Annotated in this window: 14 protein-coding genes; 7 read left to right on the forward strand and 7 right to left on the reverse strand. The window is 43.4% G+C overall.

Annotation, left to right across the window (positions count from 1 at the left end; genetic code table 11):
- Positions 1-6: 6 nt before the first annotated feature.
- The 7 genes from MR041_RS01735 to MR041_RS01765 all read left to right on the forward strand — a co-directional run bounded on the left by MR041_RS01735 (position 7) and on the right by MR041_RS01765 (position 5,693).
- Positions 7-1,218, forward strand: a complete 1,212-nt coding sequence (locus MR041_RS01735; RefSeq protein WP_242091856.1) for a radical SAM protein — start codon at positions 7-9, stop codon at positions 1,216-1,218.
- 335 nt (positions 1,219-1,553) lie between these two features.
- Complete coding sequence (locus MR041_RS01740; protein ID WP_242091857.1) at positions 1,554-2,354, forward strand: sulfite exporter TauE/SafE family protein; 801 nt, start codon at positions 1,554-1,556, stop codon at positions 2,352-2,354.
- 445 nt (positions 2,355-2,799) lie between these two features.
- Positions 2,800-3,633 (forward strand): RteC domain-containing protein, encoded by an 834-nt coding sequence (locus MR041_RS01745; protein ID WP_242091858.1) that lies wholly within the window; start codon positions 2,800-2,802, stop codon positions 3,631-3,633.
- A 484-nt stretch (positions 3,634-4,117) separates the two neighbouring features.
- Complete coding sequence (locus MR041_RS01750; RefSeq protein ID WP_242091859.1) at positions 4,118-4,468, forward strand: hypothetical protein; 351 nt, start codon at positions 4,118-4,120, stop codon at positions 4,466-4,468.
- Complete coding sequence (locus MR041_RS01755; RefSeq protein WP_242091860.1) at positions 4,455-4,733, forward strand: hypothetical protein; 279 nt, start codon at positions 4,455-4,457, stop codon at positions 4,731-4,733. Before MR041_RS01750 ends, MR041_RS01755 begins: the two co-directional genes overlap by 14 nt.
- 14 nt (positions 4,734-4,747) lie before the next feature.
- Positions 4,748-5,185, forward strand: coding sequence for a hypothetical protein (locus MR041_RS01760; RefSeq protein WP_242091861.1), 438 nt, complete (start codon positions 4,748-4,750; stop codon positions 5,183-5,185).
- Between the two features lie 124 nt (positions 5,186-5,309).
- Complete coding sequence (locus tag MR041_RS01765) at positions 5,310-5,693, forward strand: HU family DNA-binding protein (protein ID WP_242091862.1); 384 nt, start codon at positions 5,310-5,312, stop codon at positions 5,691-5,693.
- 902 nt (positions 5,694-6,595) lie between these two features.
- Here MR041_RS01765 and MR041_RS01770 read toward each other — a convergent pair.
- From MR041_RS01770 to MR041_RS01800, 7 genes are all read right to left on the reverse strand, one after another.
- A complete protein-coding gene (locus MR041_RS01770; protein ID WP_242091863.1) occupies positions 6,596-6,904 on the reverse strand; it encodes a GIY-YIG nuclease family protein in 309 nt (102 codons plus the stop codon).
- Positions 6,905-7,208: 304 nt separating this feature from the next.
- Complete coding sequence (locus MR041_RS01775) at positions 7,209-8,879, reverse strand: right-handed parallel beta-helix repeat-containing protein (RefSeq protein ID WP_242091864.1); 1,671 nt, start codon at positions 8,877-8,879, stop codon at positions 7,209-7,211.
- Between the two features lie 46 nt (positions 8,880-8,925).
- Positions 8,926-10,392 carry a sulfatase-like hydrolase/transferase gene (locus tag MR041_RS01780; protein ID WP_242091865.1) on the reverse strand — a complete coding sequence of 489 codons (1,467 nt, stop codon included), beginning with the start codon at positions 10,390-10,392 and terminating at the stop codon, positions 8,926-8,928.
- A gap of 144 nt (positions 10,393-10,536) precedes the next feature.
- Positions 10,537-11,307: a T9SS type A sorting domain-containing protein gene (locus MR041_RS01785; protein ID WP_242091866.1), complete on the reverse strand. Its 771-nt coding sequence runs from the start codon at positions 11,305-11,307 to the stop codon at positions 10,537-10,539.
- Positions 11,308-11,387: 80 nt separating this feature from the next.
- Entirely contained in the window at positions 11,388-12,758 is a 1,371-nt protein-coding gene (locus tag MR041_RS01790; RefSeq protein ID WP_242091867.1) for a glycosyl hydrolase, read from the reverse strand.
- A gap of 22 nt (positions 12,759-12,780) precedes the next feature.
- The gene (locus tag MR041_RS01795; RefSeq protein ID WP_242091868.1) at positions 12,781-14,328 is read right to left on the reverse strand and encodes a RagB/SusD family nutrient uptake outer membrane protein; all 1,548 of its coding nucleotides are present in this window, start codon (positions 14,326-14,328) and stop codon (positions 12,781-12,783) included.
- A gap of 4 nt (positions 14,329-14,332) precedes the next feature.
- Entirely contained in the window at positions 14,333-17,416 is a 3,084-nt protein-coding gene (locus MR041_RS01800; protein ID WP_242091869.1) for a SusC/RagA family TonB-linked outer membrane protein, read from the reverse strand.
- Between the last annotated feature and the right edge of the window lie 217 nt (positions 17,417-17,633).

Raw genomic sequence — 17,633 nt, forward strand, 5'->3', positions numbered from 1 at the left:
ATAGTTATGATTGTCAAAATTCAGGATAAAAAGGTTAAAACTAATTTAATCTCCAGAACAATTGATACCTCTGTTCCACCGAAAATGGTGACAGGTCTGAGATTGCGTTTTATTCAATTGAGAATACGACTTACCTTTTTAAAAGTCATTACCGCTTGTTATCGCAACCCTGTTGAATGGATACGCTGTATTCGCTATTTAATTCGATTAAGAAGACGTTTTCTGGGAAATAACAAGGTCCATAAAATGGTGTATATAAATGGCAAATACCACATCGGATTGTATACACCAGGATGGAACAGCAACGTATATGAACACTATATTGCCGCTCATCTTAACGACTATAAACCGATAAAATATTTTAAGGTGAACAGGTTTAATAACGTATTTATGGCCATTACTAAAAAATGCGCCTTACAATGCGAGCATTGTTTTGAATGGGAGAATCTAAATAAGAAAGACATTTTAGGACCGGTTGAATGGCGGGCTATCGTTAAAAAAATTCAAGAGAGGGGCGTCAGTCAGATTCACTTCTCAGGAGGAGAACCATTACTTAAAATGGATACCCTGGTACAGCTTTTAAATAGTGCTGATAAATCAACTGAATTTTGGTTAGTGACTTCCGGATTTAAATTGAATCATAATAATGCGCATCGTTTAAAACAGGCAGGTTTAACAGGTGCTGTCATTAGTTTAGATCACCATGATCCGGCGTTGCATAATCAGTTCAGACATTTTGATGAGGCCTATTACTGGGTTGAAGAAGCCGTTAAAAACGCAAATAATAACAAAATCATAACTGCCCTTTCCTTATGTCCTACAAAATCCTTCATATCTGAAGAGAACCTGATGTCATATATGGAATTAGCGAAGAAACTTAAGGTATCCTTTGTCCAATTTTTAGAACCTAAAGCCGTTGGACATTATGCCGACAGAGATGTGAAATTACATCAAGAACACATAGAAATATTAGAAAGATTTTTCAGAAGAATGAACTTTTCAAAGGACTTCAGTTCCTATCCGATTATTATTTACCATGGCTACTATCAACGCAGACAGGGTTGCATGAGTGCAGGTAAAAAAGGCATTTATATAGACACCGACGGCGCCATGAATGCCTGCCCCTTTTGTCATAAAAAAACTGGATCTATTTTAGATTCGAATTTTGATCAAAATGTTGAGATCTTAAAATCTGAAGGCTGTCCTACTTATAAGTAGATTAGTTTAACACTTCATAAACTTTTCAAATATGTATATGGTTTCCTATGGCATTCTTTAAAATCTATAAATCCTCGATCATTATAATTTAACCAAGGTAATTCCTTCCGACTATCTTACATGTAGCCATCTTCATTTTGATTGATGAAATATCGTAAATCACTTATGATATATCATGAATTTACGAAATATCGTTACTAATTCTAATACTATTTTTTCTTTCATATACTTGTTTATCAACGTTTTATATGTTTTGGCATAGCCTTTGGCTCATTAGAACCGAACATGCACAACAAGCTCAAAAAATACAATAAAAACGTATAAATAAAATTATCATGGAAGTACTGGAAATAATCGGATATGTGGGTGCACTCATCGTGGGTGTCGTTTTAGGCTTAATGGGCGGTGGCGGCTCCATTATCACCATTCCCATATTAACTTATTTGTTTCAGCTCAATCCCATAACCACAACGGCCTATTCCCTATTTGTCGTAGGCACCTCCTCCTCAATTGGAACACTGAGCAACTGGAATAAAGGGTTGATCGATTACCGCGTGGCCCTGGTATTTTCGATACCCTCTTTCCTGGCCGTTTACGCGGTGCGCAAATACATCATGCCCCAGATTCCGGCAGAGATCCTAACCTTAAACGAACTCGTTATCACAAAGGATATGGTCATTATGGTGTTCTTTGCGGTCATTATGATCGCGTCGGCCGTTTCGATGATCAAGAAAAAGAAAGGATTCACTACTCATAAAATGACTAATCAGCTGAATTACCCTTTGATTATTCTTGCCGGTATTGGGATTGGCCTGTTAACCGGGATCATTGGGATTGGCGGTGGGTTTCTCATCATCCCTACTCTGGTGTTATTACTGAACATTGACATGAAGAAAGCCGTGGCCACCACCTTATTCATCATTGCCATAAAGTCATTGGTCGGTTTTCTGGGCGATATTGGCCATACCGAGATCAACTGGACCTTTTTAGTCCTGTTCACCGCCCTCTCAACCATCGGCATCTATTTCGGGACTTACCTGTCCGCCTTCATTAAAACCGTGAATCTTAAAAAATCATTTGGATGGATGATCCTACTGGTATCCGTTACCATTCTGTATAAAGAGCTGTTTGCATAAGGGGACATATTATGGTACGCACATCTCTAAAACAAATGAGCTGCACAATACCCGTATCGTTTAATCGCTTTCTATCCGATTATAAATGCGTTTTTCTCGTCCTCTTTAAACCGGTCCATTACCAACCAGCCTGTTGCAAAATACAGGAATGCCACTCATCAAGGGCACAACATAACTTTAGTAAGAATTTTAAGCGGATATTAATTTATTTGTAATATATTTACTTCATAAATCGTTATCAGCACGATTAAAAATATGATTTCGGTCCGACAGCATAGGTAAGTACTACATGTTTTGCTATCGCACCATTGACAGACTTCTCTCAAAATTAAATAATCGGCAACATTATCTTAAAATGTATACAGCAGCAACTACTATTATAAATTCTGAACACCCTTAAAATCAATGTAATAAAAAGCATGTCGTAACAAGCCTCAATTATACTATGAATACCTTTATTGCTGCCTTTAAAAAAGAGATCGATACCATAACCACCCAGGAATCCGATATTATCTCCCGTACAGAGAAAATCCTACTCTGCTGCCAAAACGCACTAACCCGATTAGAGCACATGGTGATGACTCAATCATTTAACAGCCTGGAGGAGGAAATCCGTATTTTTAAGGAATACAAGCCCCTTATCGTCTCAGAATGGCTGTTTACCAACCAGTACTTCCTCGTGCACAGTCAAATGCCCATGGGTAGCAGAAAGACCAGGCTCAAATACCTGAACAGGTACCTTTGCAATTATCAAAAATACATTACGGACAACCTGGAATTCTATAACCATTGTCAGGGGAAGAATACCGACCTGGATACCCTTTACTTTACGCGACAGCATTATAAGCCCTGTCTGAGAGCCGAACCCCATGTGTTCATATCAAATCCGGCTTTCTCGACCTCTCACGACATTACCCTTGCTACCTTTATGGCCTATAAGCGATTGAGCGAAGCGCTGCAGGAAGACATCAGGAACTTAAAGGACGAAAACCACTCGGGTAAAACGGATGCCCTCAAACCGCCATGTGCACTAAAATGGACCGGTACCAAGACAGAGCTTGTGGAAATTATATATGCCCTGCATATCTCCGGGATGATGAATCATGGCAATGGGGAGCTCATCCAGTCTGTGCGCCAGTTTGAAGCCTTCTTTAGCATCGACCTGGACCATTTTCACCAGCTGGTCTCGAATATCCGAAATCGCACAAAGTCCAGGGCTATTACTTTGGACAAGCTGGCCAACACCCTGGAACAGCATTTTGGTCTGTCTGAGGCCTAGTTAGCTATGAAGTTTATTTAAAGAAAAAGCTATAAAAGTGTTAGCTAACACCAACTAACAGAAGTGAATCCGCGCCATTAAAAATGCCCTTCACAAGCGCTTTAACCATTCCATGGACCCAATATCCTCCATTGCATCTCATAATAATCTCCGGGCAGCATTCTAACGTCCTTCATAAGACTTGATTTTTCAAGGCTTTTAGAAAAAAATAATAAAAAATGAGTGTTACCTAACACCGACTATACAGTTATAATTAAAAAAGTGTTTGATATTCGTCACCGTTAAACAAATTTAAACACTTATGTATCTTTTTTTACACATTATGACATCAAGGCATTATTCACTAGGGCGGTACGAGGTCCCTTATTTCATTCTCTTTCTGCTATGCCATTACAAAAGCATGCCCTCCCGGTAAGGATCTGAAATCCGACACCATTTATAATCGCGAACCCATTTATACCGAACTTCAATCTAAACGAAAATTATGAATTTCAGACCCCCGAACACCATCATTAACCGTCTGCCCACATGGCGCCGTGGCCTTTATAAGGTCCTTGGCATAGGCCTCTCACTGGCCATGTTCGTGCTGAACCTCTATCAATGTCAACAAGGCAAACGTTTGGCCGAAAAACACATGTACACTCAACAGCGCATTGAAGCTGTGAAAAGCCACCTCATGCAGGCCAGAAGAACCATGGATACCCTGGAATATGATCTCTCAAGCTATACCCAAAAGGATAGCCAACTCGGTCGTACGACCGATAGTCTGATACAGCATTGGCGAGACCATCTGTTATATCTGAAGTTGTTGCTAAAGTCCCATGAAACCCCATGACCGTGTTGACGTCGTCTGCTTAACCGGCGAAGAGCCCTTTACCATAATCCTAACCACAACCCATGAACGCATCGCCCTCTCCAACATCATCAAATGTATAAACCGTTGTGCCAATGTAAGGCTTCAGCAGGCGCATCAGGAGGCATCACAGGTCACACTGCAGCTTAACACGAATACCTATAGTCTATTCTGTGTGCTACACCGTATGGAATCACTGCCGTATGTCGAACATATCCGCTTTGGCCTCACAACACATAATCCCTAAAAACACCATATACCATGAACTACATGACAACCATTCTACTGCTACTTCACGGCCTGTTTATCCTTACGGCCCAGACCACCGATGATTCCACCCAGGTGGTCCGGCATGACCGGGGGATGCCTACCGATACCGCTTTAATAAAGAGGCATCCCTTGCATGCCATGCATGCTATGGCCAATTACAACCTGGATATGCTCGACATCCTGGAGCCCCTTTTACAGGAAAAGCACACCCATTCGCGGGACCTTATCGCCCGCTTACAGGCCAGGCATGCCCGGATACAAAGCCAAATCCTCTCGGCGGACATCAAACTCAGTGAGACACAACTGGCACTGCTTAAAACCCAGGAATTATTAAAGGCGACACGTAAAAAGGTCTTCTGGCGTACCCTTGGAGTAGGTGTCGGAGGCCTGGCTATTGGCATTCTCACCGGGATCTTCATACAGCCTTAGTCGCTATTCCATATGTCGAATACCCACATCACAGCGCTACCCCAACACATCCTTATATTCTCAAAGCCGGTATGGGAATACAAATACGTTACCGGCAGTTTATCATCTTTAAAACCTCAATATTATGAGTATTAAATTTAGAGCCATTGAACGTGGCGAACCCGGCGTAGCCGGCGGTGGTGTTAAAAAATGGTATGCATCCCCTGTGACACAGGGTGAAAGCGACATTGAACGCCTTACCAAAAACATTGAAAAGATCAGTACCGTTAGTGGTGCCGATATCAGGGGCGTCCTTTATGCCCTGGTGGACGTGAGTATCGATGCCCTGGAGCACGGTCAGATTGTCCGTATTGGTGGATTGGGAAGCTTGAGAGTGAGCTTCAGCAGCACCGGTGTCGACAACGAAGCCGACGTTGTGGTCGGAAACATTAGAAAAGGGAGAATCCTATTTTCTCCCGGACCACGACTAAAACTCATGTTGGATCAATTAAGTTTTGAAAAGGCTTAAGCGTTTCCTGTTTCCTTTGATTTTTAACGGTAGTATCCTCGAAATGAGGTGCTACCGTTTTTAATTTAAATCATGTGATGGAAATGAACTGCCTAAGCACCTGAAAATTCATCGGCATAAAATCAGGAAACCATAGGCATAACATTGAGAACCCATAAGCATAAAATGACCATTTCATAGGCATCCTTCTTAGCCCCTGTAAATACTGGTGTTTTCAAATGTTTTTTTGATATTTCTTGTTCCCCTCTTGAGTTATAAAAGTCCATAATAGCTGGCAGGCGAGTGTCAATCAATTGCAAAAGACGTCAAAATCAATGCTGTTTGACGACCTTTGGGAGGAGTTCATTGATTTTAGTCTTCAAAATTTGAATTGACCGCCGAAGCTATAAGGACTAGACCTTCCTGCCTGCCATCCGCCAGGTAGGCAGGTTTGGTTCTTTTTACGGCAATGGTAAAAAGAACAATTAAACATAGTATCCTATTATCCAAAACCCTCCGACCCCGATCCCGAGCATTCGGGAGGGGCCACCTCCCTTAAGCTCAAGGGAGGAGCAAGATCTATTAATATTTCTTGTTCCCCTCTTGAGACCAAGAGGGCGACCGAGCGTTCAAAATACATCCGGTGGATGTATTTAGCAAAGGGGCGAGATGGCGAGTTGGCATAATGCGTGACGGGGAGTTTGACAAAATTAAATTACAGAATCAAACTAAAACATCTGTCTGGATTCCTGCCTTCGCAGGAATGACAAAAGAGAATAGATGCGTATTAGGCATAAAAAAATGAACCACAAGTTCCGCCAATAAATGATGCTTTTTATTTATTTTTTTAAGACGTAAATTAGTACTCCTATATTTCCATTCAATACCTGATTGTCATTCCTGCGGAGGCAGGAATCCATTTTTCAATCAAAGTATGTCCAATCCTTAGAAAGATCTTCCCATTCATAGTTGTCTTCCTCAATTAATTTAATTTTCCATTGTCGTTTCCACTTTTTCATGTTCTTCTCTCTTTTTATTGCATCGTTCACATAGGGGTAGATCTCGAAATAAATCAACTTATTCAGACCATATTTTTTTGTAAACCCTTCGACCAGTTTGTTTTTATGTTCGAACATTCTTCGTTCCAGATTATTAGTGACGCCTATGTACAGCGTTCCGTTTTTTTTATTGGAAAGGATATATAGGTAGTATTGGTGTATTGTTTTGTACATCGAAGGATTTAAAGGTAAATGTGGATTCCTGCCATAGTTTATCTTGAGCGATAGTCGAAAGGCAGAAATGACAACTCCTATCATTTCAAGATTGTATAATCTATCTTGAGCTTCAAGTCAAATCAGATGCGGCCTCTGGTCGGAAGACAGGAATGACAAATTCCAGGAGGGAAAGGTAAATTATTAATTCAAAAACCGACTACAAATTCTGTATGTTTATATGAATTAGGGCTTCATTAAAACTTGTGGATTCCTCCCGTAGTTTATCTTGAGCCATAGTCGAAAGGCAGGAATCCATAATTAACTACGGTTCTATAGCGCCCAAACTGGGTCTTCCGGAAACAGGGTTTCCTAAAATATCCTCTTTTAAATGCAGTGTTGGCCATACCCCAATCGTATCTTCTGGCAACAACGGAATGTGAATCCCTTTTTGCTTTATCAAATCCACATTTTGTGGCATGTAATCTTTCAAAGCCATACCCCCTTTTTTAACAAACTGCGGATTTCCGAAATGGGGTTGCGCATCTTCTATACCTGTTTCCACTGGCCATGTACTGCCATTGAGGAACAGGTTGTTCTCAAAGAATACATTTTTAGCCGATTTATCGGATAATACATCGGGTTTGTACTGATCGCCTAAAACGGTTTTGGCAGGCCCTTCGAAGTAAAAGATATTATTTGCTATACAGATACCCCTGCTCGTATTGTCAATAGCGATTTTTGCCACAATATCAGCATCTGTATAAATGGTATTGTTGTAAATATAACTGTTAACCGGACCCTTTCTCGCTTTGTTCCGACCTTGATAGCCGCTTAACCAGAGTACCTTCCCTTCCTGAAAGGCACCATCGATCCCTTTTACGCGATGGCCGTCATTAATACTGATGTTGTAGCGGTAAGCACAATTGTAATTGTTTCCCAGAATTTCACAGAATCCCCCGGCATTATGCGCACTTAAATTGTACTGCAATACGATATTATCGCAATTAAAATCGATATGCGCCCCTGCAGAATCGCCGGGACCATTGGCGTGCAGAAATCTGTTTTTTTCAATCAGGACATGTGAAGCACCCCAGGTCCAGAGACCGCTGCCCCTGCCCCATTTTCTGCTGTCGTCGGTGCTCCCTGAATGGGACACCGAATTATGAGCCACGTAAACGGAAGACACGCCTGACATTTGAATTCCTGGACCACCGGTCCTGGTAACACTATTGTTAAGGATGGCCACATCTGAAATGTTCTTTGAACTGCCGGTTAACTTTATCCCCGTATGAGCGACATTGCTGACGGAACAGTTGGAAATAGTTACCTGTTTTATGATCGCGTCATTCCTATTTATAACACGTATCCCCCATCCATATCTTTGAGTTCCGTTGGCCGTTCGAACCTCATCCTTTCCTCTTTGGAATCCTTTATTTTCATAGTAAACGGCATCGATCACCAGGTCCGTGAGATCAATGTGCTGCATCATTTGCTTCCCGGTGTTCATCACCAGCACACCACAGCGCATATCAGAGGGATTAGGATCTGCTCCTGCATAGCCGTTCCCTTTTAGCCTTAGGTTTGATAGCCTTATAAAACTGACGTTTTCCAGAAACACCCCATTGGGATGCCCTTTAAAGTCGATTATTGGCGGTTCGGTGCGTTCTTCATCATCCCAAACCCTGCCAGTCACCACAATGGGATGGTCTTGCGTTCCTGCAATATCGGACACGTTCAGTGCTCCCATATACCTTTGACCGCAAGCTAAAAACAAGGTGTCTCCGGGCTTAAAGACGATTTCAGAGGCTTTCTGCAAGGTCCTGAATGCCAGGGCCTGGGACAAGCCATTATTCGCATCCGACCCCTTCGTGGGATGCACGTAATAATTCGTGGCTAAAAGAGGGGATTGACCTAATATTAGAACTCCCCATACAAGGGATCGGATCAGAGAAGCCATAATAACCTTAATAATGGAAATAGATAAATTTTTCATGCTGTTGTTCCAACCTTTGACCATACATCAAACGATCTTTATACACTTAATCGGATACACCATCCACTGCTGCCGTAGCGGCGTTCATTTCCGATGGCTGGGTATACAGGGCCTCCTTGTTTTCCATAAGCCGTTTGTGAATGTGATAGGTGACCTCCATCCATGATTTTTCCTCCAGCCATAGCGGCTCCATGAGTTGGTCTTCCCATTGTGACAATCGGTCTGACAGCATACTGAACGATTCCGGATCGTTATTCATGAGGTTCCTTGTCTCCCCAAGATCATTCTCTAAATTGTATAGCACGGAACCGTACCCATCAAGATGAATGAGTTTAAAATCCCCCACCCTGGCAGCCGATTCCTCCAGCTTTCTCCAGTACAGATCTTCATGCGGATCTCCGTTCATCTCGCCTTCCAGGTAGGGCAGTAAATTCACCCCATCTAAAAGCAGGTCTTCCTGCTTTGTAATACCGGCCGCAGCCATTGAGGTGCTGAAGATATCCAGTGAAGAGGTCAAGCCATCAAATTTTTGGTTGGCCGTAATGCGATGGGGCCAACTGACGACGAACGGTACGCGGTGTCCCCCTTCAAACTTATTGCCCTTCCATCCTTTTAAATCCCCATTAAAGGCATCGTTGTTATTAGCGCCCCCGTTATCACTTAAAAAATAAATGAGGGTGTTGTCCAAGAGACCATGCACCTCTAATGTCTTTTGAAGTTTCCCGATATTCTCATCCAGACTCCAGGTCATTGCCGCCAGGCGCTGTCTCGGGTGATGCTCATATTTTTTCAGATCGTCCTCCTTGGCATGCATAGGGGTATGCACGGCATTATAGGCCAGATACATAAAAAAGGGCTGATCCTTGTTTGCTTCTACAAAACCTACGGAACGATCGCCGAATACATCGGTGAGGTAACCCGTAAACTCCACCCGCTTTCCATTGTGCTGCAAGGCATGGGTTGGGGAAGGGTTTTCCATAGGAAAATACGACCGCCCACCGGCCAAAAAGCCGAAAAACTCATCGAAACCCCGTTGATTCGGATGATCGGAGGCGGTTTCTCCAAGGTGCCATTTTCCAATAGCGATAGTCTTGTAGTCATGTTGTTTAAACACATCGGCCATGGTGAGCACATCATCGGACAAACCGATATCCCCGGACACCTCATCACCTGTATGGTTGGCCTCAAATCCAAAACGCTGCTGGTATTTACCGGTCAGCAGTCCCGCACGCGAAGGCGCACAAACCGTGGCACTCACATGAGCATCTGTGAAGATCACCCCTGATTCCGCCAGGCGATCAATATTAGGGGTGTCTAAATCTTGGCTTCCCATAAAGCCGAAATCCACAAATCCAGCATCATCAAGCAGAATCACAATGACATTTGGTTTTCGCTGTTCAGCCAGATTTGGCGCCTCTTGATCAGCCAGAGCGTTTTGATCCGGCTTCGACTTCGAATTCACACAAGAGAGCATCACCAATGCAACCCCATATAAAAAGACGTTTTTTACCATTTTCGTGTTTGTTAGCCGAAGGCTTAGCTTATCGTTACAGTTTTATTTTAGATTTCCATCAATAGTCTAAGTTCCGTTCAAGAGCCTTATACATGTCATCGTCTTAAATCCTTTTGTCATCGCCCTGGTCCAAGAGGGGAAGGGTTATTGCTTTATGAATTTATAGGTCCCCACCGCATCTTCAATAAAAGCCTTTACGAGATACACGCCATTCGAAAGTCCTGAAACCCCTATCTGCCCCCTGTCATCTTTGAGCATCTGACCTAAAACCTGTTGCCCGAGGAGGTTGTACACTTCTATCCTGTCGATGGTTTTGGAGGCCGATACATTCAGGATATTCTTCACCGGATTGGGAAAGGATTTAAATTGGTATCTGGCTAAGTCCACTATTGAGGCAGTTGCTTCAGATACATTTACATTATCCATTCTTAATGGACGATTTCCTGTTCCTTTATAATATAGCAATCTAACTGAAGTAACTCCTGAAGGAACTAAAAAAGAAAATGAAACATTATACCAAATATCAGGTGTTGTATTTAACGCATATCCATCAGTTGTAGTTCCGTCTATAAGGTCCAAATTAGGCTTTCCTGCAGCATTATCATCCTTAACCCGAACAGTCATAACATAATTCCCCGATCCACTTACCCATCTATAGTCAAAACTCACATTATATGTTTTTCCTTCTGTAACCGGAAATACTTGAAAGATTGAACCTTCACCATTATTTACATTACCACAAGATGAACCAGTAATATTGTCACTTACTATTACTTGAGAATTAAATCCGGCCCAGGGTGAAGTCGAACTGGTAATTCCTCCTGTTTGAGTATCAAAGTTACCATCAGAAATCAAATTTTGTCCATTAGTTATTATCGTGTATAGTAAAGTAATTATAAATGTAATTTTTTTCATGATTTAATTCGTTTAGGATTAATTATTTTATGCGTTTTACCTTTCATGGCCTATCAGCCATGAAAGGCATTGTCCTGCATTTATTCTTTTAGTTTCAGGGAGACATCATCCAAATAGAATGGCGGGAAGGTAGGGTTTACCTGTCCTTTATAGAAGACCACCCTGAGTTGTGTAACCCCATCGGGTACCGTGAATTCGAAGGTCGTCTCCTCCCACTGGTCGGTCATGGGTACTCCGGGCTCAACCCTGAACAGTAATCCCGCACCACCGCCTACTTCATTGTTTCGCAATACCGGCTTGAAGGTATTGGGCACCGTCTGGCTCCATCTGGACCAGAATTTCAGGATATAGGTACTACCCGGCTCTACAGTGGTTACGGTAAATAAGGAGGCATCGTTATTCTCCAATTTGCCCGCAAAATTACCGGTATGGGTATCGGCCGTGTACAGTCCGTTTTTAAAGCCTTGCCATGGCGTGATCTGTCCGGTTTCGAAACCGCCGTTGACGATGAGTTCGTCCTCATCAATGGGCGGGATATATTCCGTGTCCTGACCCGGACCAATGTCAGCGTTGGGCTTATTGTCGGCATACAATTGACCCAGTGAAGTGATCTCATCCTCTTCCTCATCAAACAAGGCCGAGGTGTATAGGGGATTTCTACCGGAGCCATCGAACCAGGCATAGCGGTGCACCCAATCGATATCATCCAAGGCTTTCAATACTTCTGTCATAAAATCCATCACCTGGGCCTCACTGTACCTGTTGGATTCAGGAGATGTCGCGCTCCAATCCGCCACAGCGAATTCAGTGATCCATAGAGGCTTTTCGTAGGTATTGTATACCCCTTTGATATTGTTTATAAAACTCAACACATTGGCGCCGCCGTAACTGTGTACTGTAATAAAATCGACCCGCAATCCCTGGGCGTCGGCCTTTTCCATGAACTCGGTGAGCCATGAGTTGTTAAAGCCCACCACCGCAGGTGATCCAAGAGGTACGCCAAGGGTTTCCAGTTGTGGCCAAAGGGCAATCGCCTCATCGACCGTCATATTCGCCTGATCGGCCCCGTCGGGCTCGTTAAAGCCCAGTACGTATTTTACCTTTCCTTCGTCTATGTATTGCTTTACTCTGGCCAGATTCTCTTCAGAAACTGAACCTTTGCCCCAAAACATGGGGACGTATTCGACATTTTCAGGGATTTCCTCGCGTAACTGGTTCCCCCAGCTGTACATCCAATGTACATTCAACGCACTGGTTTTATGCGACCATGCCCTCGTTCTGTTGGCATAAGCCGCTCCCTTTTTTGTCAATTTCGCTTCTTCAGATATGAGTTCACCGCCATCCCCGGATGTTACCGGATCGGCTGCAACCCCTTCAAAATCGCCTATAATGTTCTTTTCACAACTCGTAAAGGCTAATACGAGCAGGAATAAGGTGATATACTTTTTCATTGTTTTCATTTTTAAAGGTTAATTATTGCCAATCCGGATGTTGTACCAGGTTAGGGTTGACATCCAATTCATCCTGTGGGATTGGAAAAACTTCCGATTTCCCTCCTCTATAAGTAGGGTTATATCCACTGGCATTATCTAAACTCGCCCTGTTAAAGGCCGCTTCAATCTCGCCCCAACGTTTTAAATCAAAGAAACGCAGCCCCTCAAAGGCCAGTTCCACACGTCGCTCATGACGTACGATTGCTATCATTTCCTGTTGGTTAACGGCACCCTCAACATCCTCTACATGCGGCATATTCACCCGATCCCTGATCTGATTAATCAAGGCCGTCGCACCTCCAATATCACCCGTCTCGGCCATAGCCTCGGCGCGCATCAACAGAATATCGGCATAGCGAATCACATAAAAATCCTGTGAGCCTTCACCAAACACGGCATTACCCTCTGCATCCGGACCCGTTCTGATGTATTTCTTTTGTCCGTAAGTAGTTGGTCCGTTACTTCTAAAGGTTCTAAGAGGTTCTGTTAAATACACCTCACCACCATAGTAAATCGATGCTGTGGCTCTGGGATCTCTGTTAGCTCCTCTGTCTCCCGGATCGAATAAAGGTGATTCCGTAATGGGCAGACCATCGGTACAGTAGTAGTCCTCAGCGAGGTTTTTCATAGGCCTGACATCGCCCTTTGGAAATCCATTAAAGGTCCCTGAAAATATTTCGCCATTGCTGGTATCCGCACCCCTTAAAAAGCGTACTGAGAATACAATTTCAGGAGACATTTCATTATCAGGTGTAAACAATGCGGCATAATCAGGATGCAGGCTGTAACCCAGACCCATAGCCTGTTGGGTAAGGTTCAACACGCCAAATTCGCCATCATACACCTTATTGTATAACTGTACGCGAGCAAACAGACCTAAGGCAGCTCCTTTAGTAGCATACCCGTACAGGTCACTGGGGTGACTCGTTGGCAGATAATCTACCGCCAATTTCAGATCCTCCCGAATCTGCTCTGTAATTTCGGCATAGGTATTTTTAGGTACATAGGCGTCTTCCAGGGTTTGCGGTTGCGTAATTAGCGGGGCATCTTCCCAGTAAACGGCCAAATTAAAATACAATAGGGCTCTTAAAAAATAAGCCTGGCCAGACAAGGCCTGCTTCGTCTCCTGTGGTACCAAATCTTCAGAAATCACTTCAACATTCTTGATCACGGAGTTGACGCGGGCGATACCCCGATACAAATCATTCCAGATGGCTTCAATGGGGCCGTTGGACGGATCGACATTACCTTCCATAAAATTACCCAGGCCCTCCCATTTGAAATTGTTAAAGGAGTTGTCTCCCAGTCCGTCGAAACAGGGAAAGCCCTGCCATCCGTTAAGGTTACCGCCGTACATGGATCTGCCCTGAAGCGCTGAATACACCCCGTTCAATGCTAAAAAGGCATCTTGTTCACTCTGCCAAAAGTTGTCCTCTGCAATTTGGGTCAGGGAGGAACGGGAAATATAGTCGTCCGTGCAACTGTTTATTGTAAATGCTATACAAACTAATATTAATATCTTTTTCATAGTCCTATAATTTTGCGTTTATACCAAAGGTGATTGTTTTATACAGAGGTACATTTCTGTTACTCTGATTACCGATACCTCCCTCGGGATCGAAATATTCCAATCCAGTAAAAGTCAAGAGGTTCTGAGCACCCAAATACACTCTGAGCTTGGTCATTCCTATTTTATCCAGTACAGCTGTGGGAACTGAATAGCCCAACTCTACAGATTTTAACCGCAGGTAAGATGCATCCTGGATATAAAATGAGGAGACCCTGTCGTTGTTCTGACCTCCCACCCGGGGTAGATTGATACTCGGGTTTTCCGGGGTCCATCGGTTGATCCAATACTTTAGAACATTACTGCGGTCGTCTCTCATCGGTAAATTACCATTTCCCATCAGCAACCGATCTACACCACTGACCCCCTGGAACATAAAGTTAAAATCAAAACCGTATAATTCCAACGATCCATTAAAATTAACTAACAGATCGGGATTGGGGTTACCGATAATGGTTCTGTCATCATCATCGACCACGCCATCAGGCACACCATCCGGGCCGGAAACATCAGCATATCTGAGATCGCCAGGTGCCGTATTGATATTTCCAAATTGTGTGGGGGCATTGGCGATCTCCTCCAAGCTCTGAAACACACCAATGGCCTTTAGTCCGTAATACGAACGGAAAGGTTCACCAATTCGAATGATGGTCGTATTGGTAATGGTTTCCTCGCCTCCGTCGCCTAAGCCTGTGACCTCGTTCTTTAAAAATTTGGTCATGTTGGCACCAACGCTAAATTTTACATTGTCGCTCAGGTTACCGCGATAATTTAAAGCCATTTCCAATCCTCTGTTAATCATGGATGCGGCATTAATGGCACCTAAATTGGTAACCCCCAGAGTATTGGGTATAGGGAAATTGTCGTAGAGTATATCCTGACTGTCCCTGTTGAAATAGTCGGCAACGAATTCTACCTTGTTCTTAAAGAGGCTCAGATCCAAACCGATATCATACTGTTCTGTTTCCTCCCATCTGATATTGGGGTTTGCAATACCCGTTACGGCGACACCGACAACATTAACATCGGCACCCAACACATAATCCTGATCCGGATTATAGGTTTGTTCATAAATGTAACGGCCTATTCTGTTATTACCACTGATACCCCAGCTTGCTCGTAATTTAAGGTTGTTAACCACATCGGCCTTGTCCATGAACTTCTCTTCTGAGATCCTCCAACCTACAGAGGCCGATGGAAAATTACCGTACAAATTGCTCAGCCCAAATCTGGAAGTACCATCTCGCCTGAAACTAAACTGCGCAAAGTACTTGCCTTCATAGTCGTAGTTCAATCGACCAAAAAAGGATTGCAACACATCTTCGGCAGCACCACCCTGTACGGCTGGATTAACGATACCCCCGCCATTGAATTCCTCTATGTTATTGGTAGGAAATCCACTTAGGGTACCGGCAAAATTATCCGTTCTAAAGTAAGACGCCGAATGCCCGATTAATGCCCCTATATTATGTTTGTCACTGAAGGTTTTATTGTACTTCAATACATTTTCATTCAGGAGGGTGTAGTCCAGATCGGTACCGTTATCCAGATTGTTCAAAGTTCCGACAATAACAGGTGTCCCATCGAAAGAAAACAGGGTTTCCACGGGTGTGAAGTCTGAGGTATTGGTATACACGATATTGGCACTGCCACTGGTTTCAAAGGACAGGTTTTCAGATAATTGAAAGGTCATCCCTATACGCTGACTGATGTTTACCTGATCATTTATATAGTTCCCCAAATAGCCTCTTCGCAGCGGGTTTTGAGTTAAGAATGAGGCATTGGAGTTTTCCCAGGCCCCATCGACCACACCGTATTGCCCATTGCTGTAGAACAGTGGAATGGTAGGTGCCGATCTCTGGAAGTTATAAATAATCCCGTTATCACCGCTAAAGGCATTCTGACCTCCGGTAGGACCCTCAATACGTCTCCAAAAGGTGTTGGTTACGCTGCTCAGCGTAAACCACTCCTTCAATTTCGAGTTGATGTTAAAGCTTATGTTATAGCGTTCGTTCTTAAATTTACTTTTCACAATGGCATCCTGTCCCAGATACCCCAAAGAAACTCTGAAAGTGGTTTTTGCACTTCCCCCTGAAAAGGACAGGTTATGACTTGTTATGGAAGCTGTTCTTAATACCTCATCCGCCCAATTGGTATTGGCGAACTGATCAGGTAAGGATCCTGTCCTTATGGCTTCCAGTTGCTCCGTGGTATATCTGGGGAGAAACCCGGGACCATCTTCATTTCTGAATTTCTCATTCATCAGAATGGCATAGTCATAGGATTCCAAAAATTCCGGGGTCACTGTAGCCTCCTGGAACCCGTAATAGGAATTGTAGTTGATTTCAAATTTGTCCTCGGTGCCTCGTCTGGTAGTTACAAGGATCACACCATTAGCGCCTCGCGCACCGTAAATGGCTCCGGCTGAGGCATCCTTCAATACCGATATGCTTTCAATATCGGCAGGAGACAGGCTGTTAAAGGCCGCTAAGTCGTCGTATTGAATATTATCTATAACGATCAAGGGCAATGTCCCTCCAAAGGTTCCGATACCTCTGATCACGATCGAGGAACCATCGGCCCCAGGGTTACCACTTGTCTGATTCAGCTGGACTCCGGAAAACCGACCGTACAAAAGCTGACCGGAATTGGTAACCGGTTGATTGACTTCTTCCCTGAAGGATACCGACTGAACGGAAGAGGTTAAATCGACCTTCTTCTGCGTTCCATATCCTACAACAACCACCTCATCAAGGGAGGCTATATCTTCCTGTAAGACAATGTTAATTGTGGTTTGATTGCTTACTGCTACCTCTTTTGTGAGATAGCCTAAATAAGAAACCACCAGTACGGCATTATTGGAAACGGTCAAGGCGTAGTTCCCGTCGAAATCGGTCTGGGCCCCATTTGAAGTTCCTTTTTCAATTATGTTTGCACCGGCTAGCGGAAAACCACTTTCGTCTGTTACCGTTCCGGAGATAGCATTTTGTGCAAATGCCATTGGCCCGAGTGGAATGAGTAACAGAACATAAACGAGTAATGTTTTCATAAAATTAAAGCGTTAGTTATTAGTTTGAGTTAAAAGTTTAAGAGGTTATTTGGCCTCTATACAAAGGTGTTGAGAATTCTACTTATTTAGTAGGTGATATAAATCATTTAGGGGTTTAAATAATGCAATCCCAGTAAAAATGGGCTTTTACGGGGCAAAGTTACAGATACCTGCGATTGTCGAGGCTGGTAATTTATAAAGCGCCGTATAAAAAATA

The sequence above is a fragment of the Aestuariivivens sediminicola genome, from assembly GCF_022662015.1.
GTDB classification, from domain to species: Bacteria; Bacteroidota; Bacteroidia; order Flavobacteriales; family Flavobacteriaceae; genus Aestuariivivens; species Aestuariivivens sediminicola.

Coding starts and splice junctions, on each gene's coding strand:
- MR041_RS01745 (WP_242091858.1), top strand. CDS start 2,800: ATGAATACCTTTATTGCTGCCTTTAAAAAAGAGATCGATACCATAACC.
- MR041_RS01800 (WP_242091869.1), bottom strand. CDS start 17,416: ATGAAAACATTACTCGTTTATGTTCTGTTACTCATTCCACTCGGGCCA.
- MR041_RS01790 (WP_242091867.1), bottom strand. CDS start 12,758: ATGAAAAAGTATATCACCTTATTCCTGCTCGTATTAGCCTTTACGAGT.
- MR041_RS01755 (WP_242091860.1), top strand. CDS start 4,455: ATGAAACCCCATGACCGTGTTGACGTCGTCTGCTTAACCGGCGAAGAG.
- MR041_RS01775 (WP_242091864.1), bottom strand. CDS start 8,879: ATGAAAAATTTATCTATTTCCATTATTAAGGTTATTATGGCTTCTCTG.
- MR041_RS01735 (WP_242091856.1), top strand. CDS start 7: ATGATTGTCAAAATTCAGGATAAAAAGGTTAAAACTAATTTAATCTCC.
- MR041_RS01740 (WP_242091857.1), top strand. CDS start 1,554: ATGGAAGTACTGGAAATAATCGGATATGTGGGTGCACTCATCGTGGGT.
- MR041_RS01765 (WP_242091862.1), top strand. CDS start 5,310: ATGAGTATTAAATTTAGAGCCATTGAACGTGGCGAACCCGGCGTAGCC.
- MR041_RS01760 (WP_242091861.1), top strand. CDS start 4,748: ATGAACTACATGACAACCATTCTACTGCTACTTCACGGCCTGTTTATC.
- MR041_RS01780 (WP_242091865.1), bottom strand. CDS start 10,392: ATGGTAAAAAACGTCTTTTTATATGGGGTTGCATTGGTGATGCTCTCT.
- MR041_RS01750 (WP_242091859.1), top strand. CDS start 4,118: ATGAATTTCAGACCCCCGAACACCATCATTAACCGTCTGCCCACATGG.
- MR041_RS01785 (WP_242091866.1), bottom strand. CDS start 11,307: ATGAAAAAAATTACATTTATAATTACTTTACTATACACGATAATAACT.
- MR041_RS01795 (WP_242091868.1), bottom strand. CDS start 14,328: ATGAAAAAGATATTAATATTAGTTTGTATAGCATTTACAATAAACAGT.
- MR041_RS01770 (WP_242091863.1), bottom strand. CDS start 6,904: ATGTACAAAACAATACACCAATACTACCTATATATCCTTTCCAATAAA.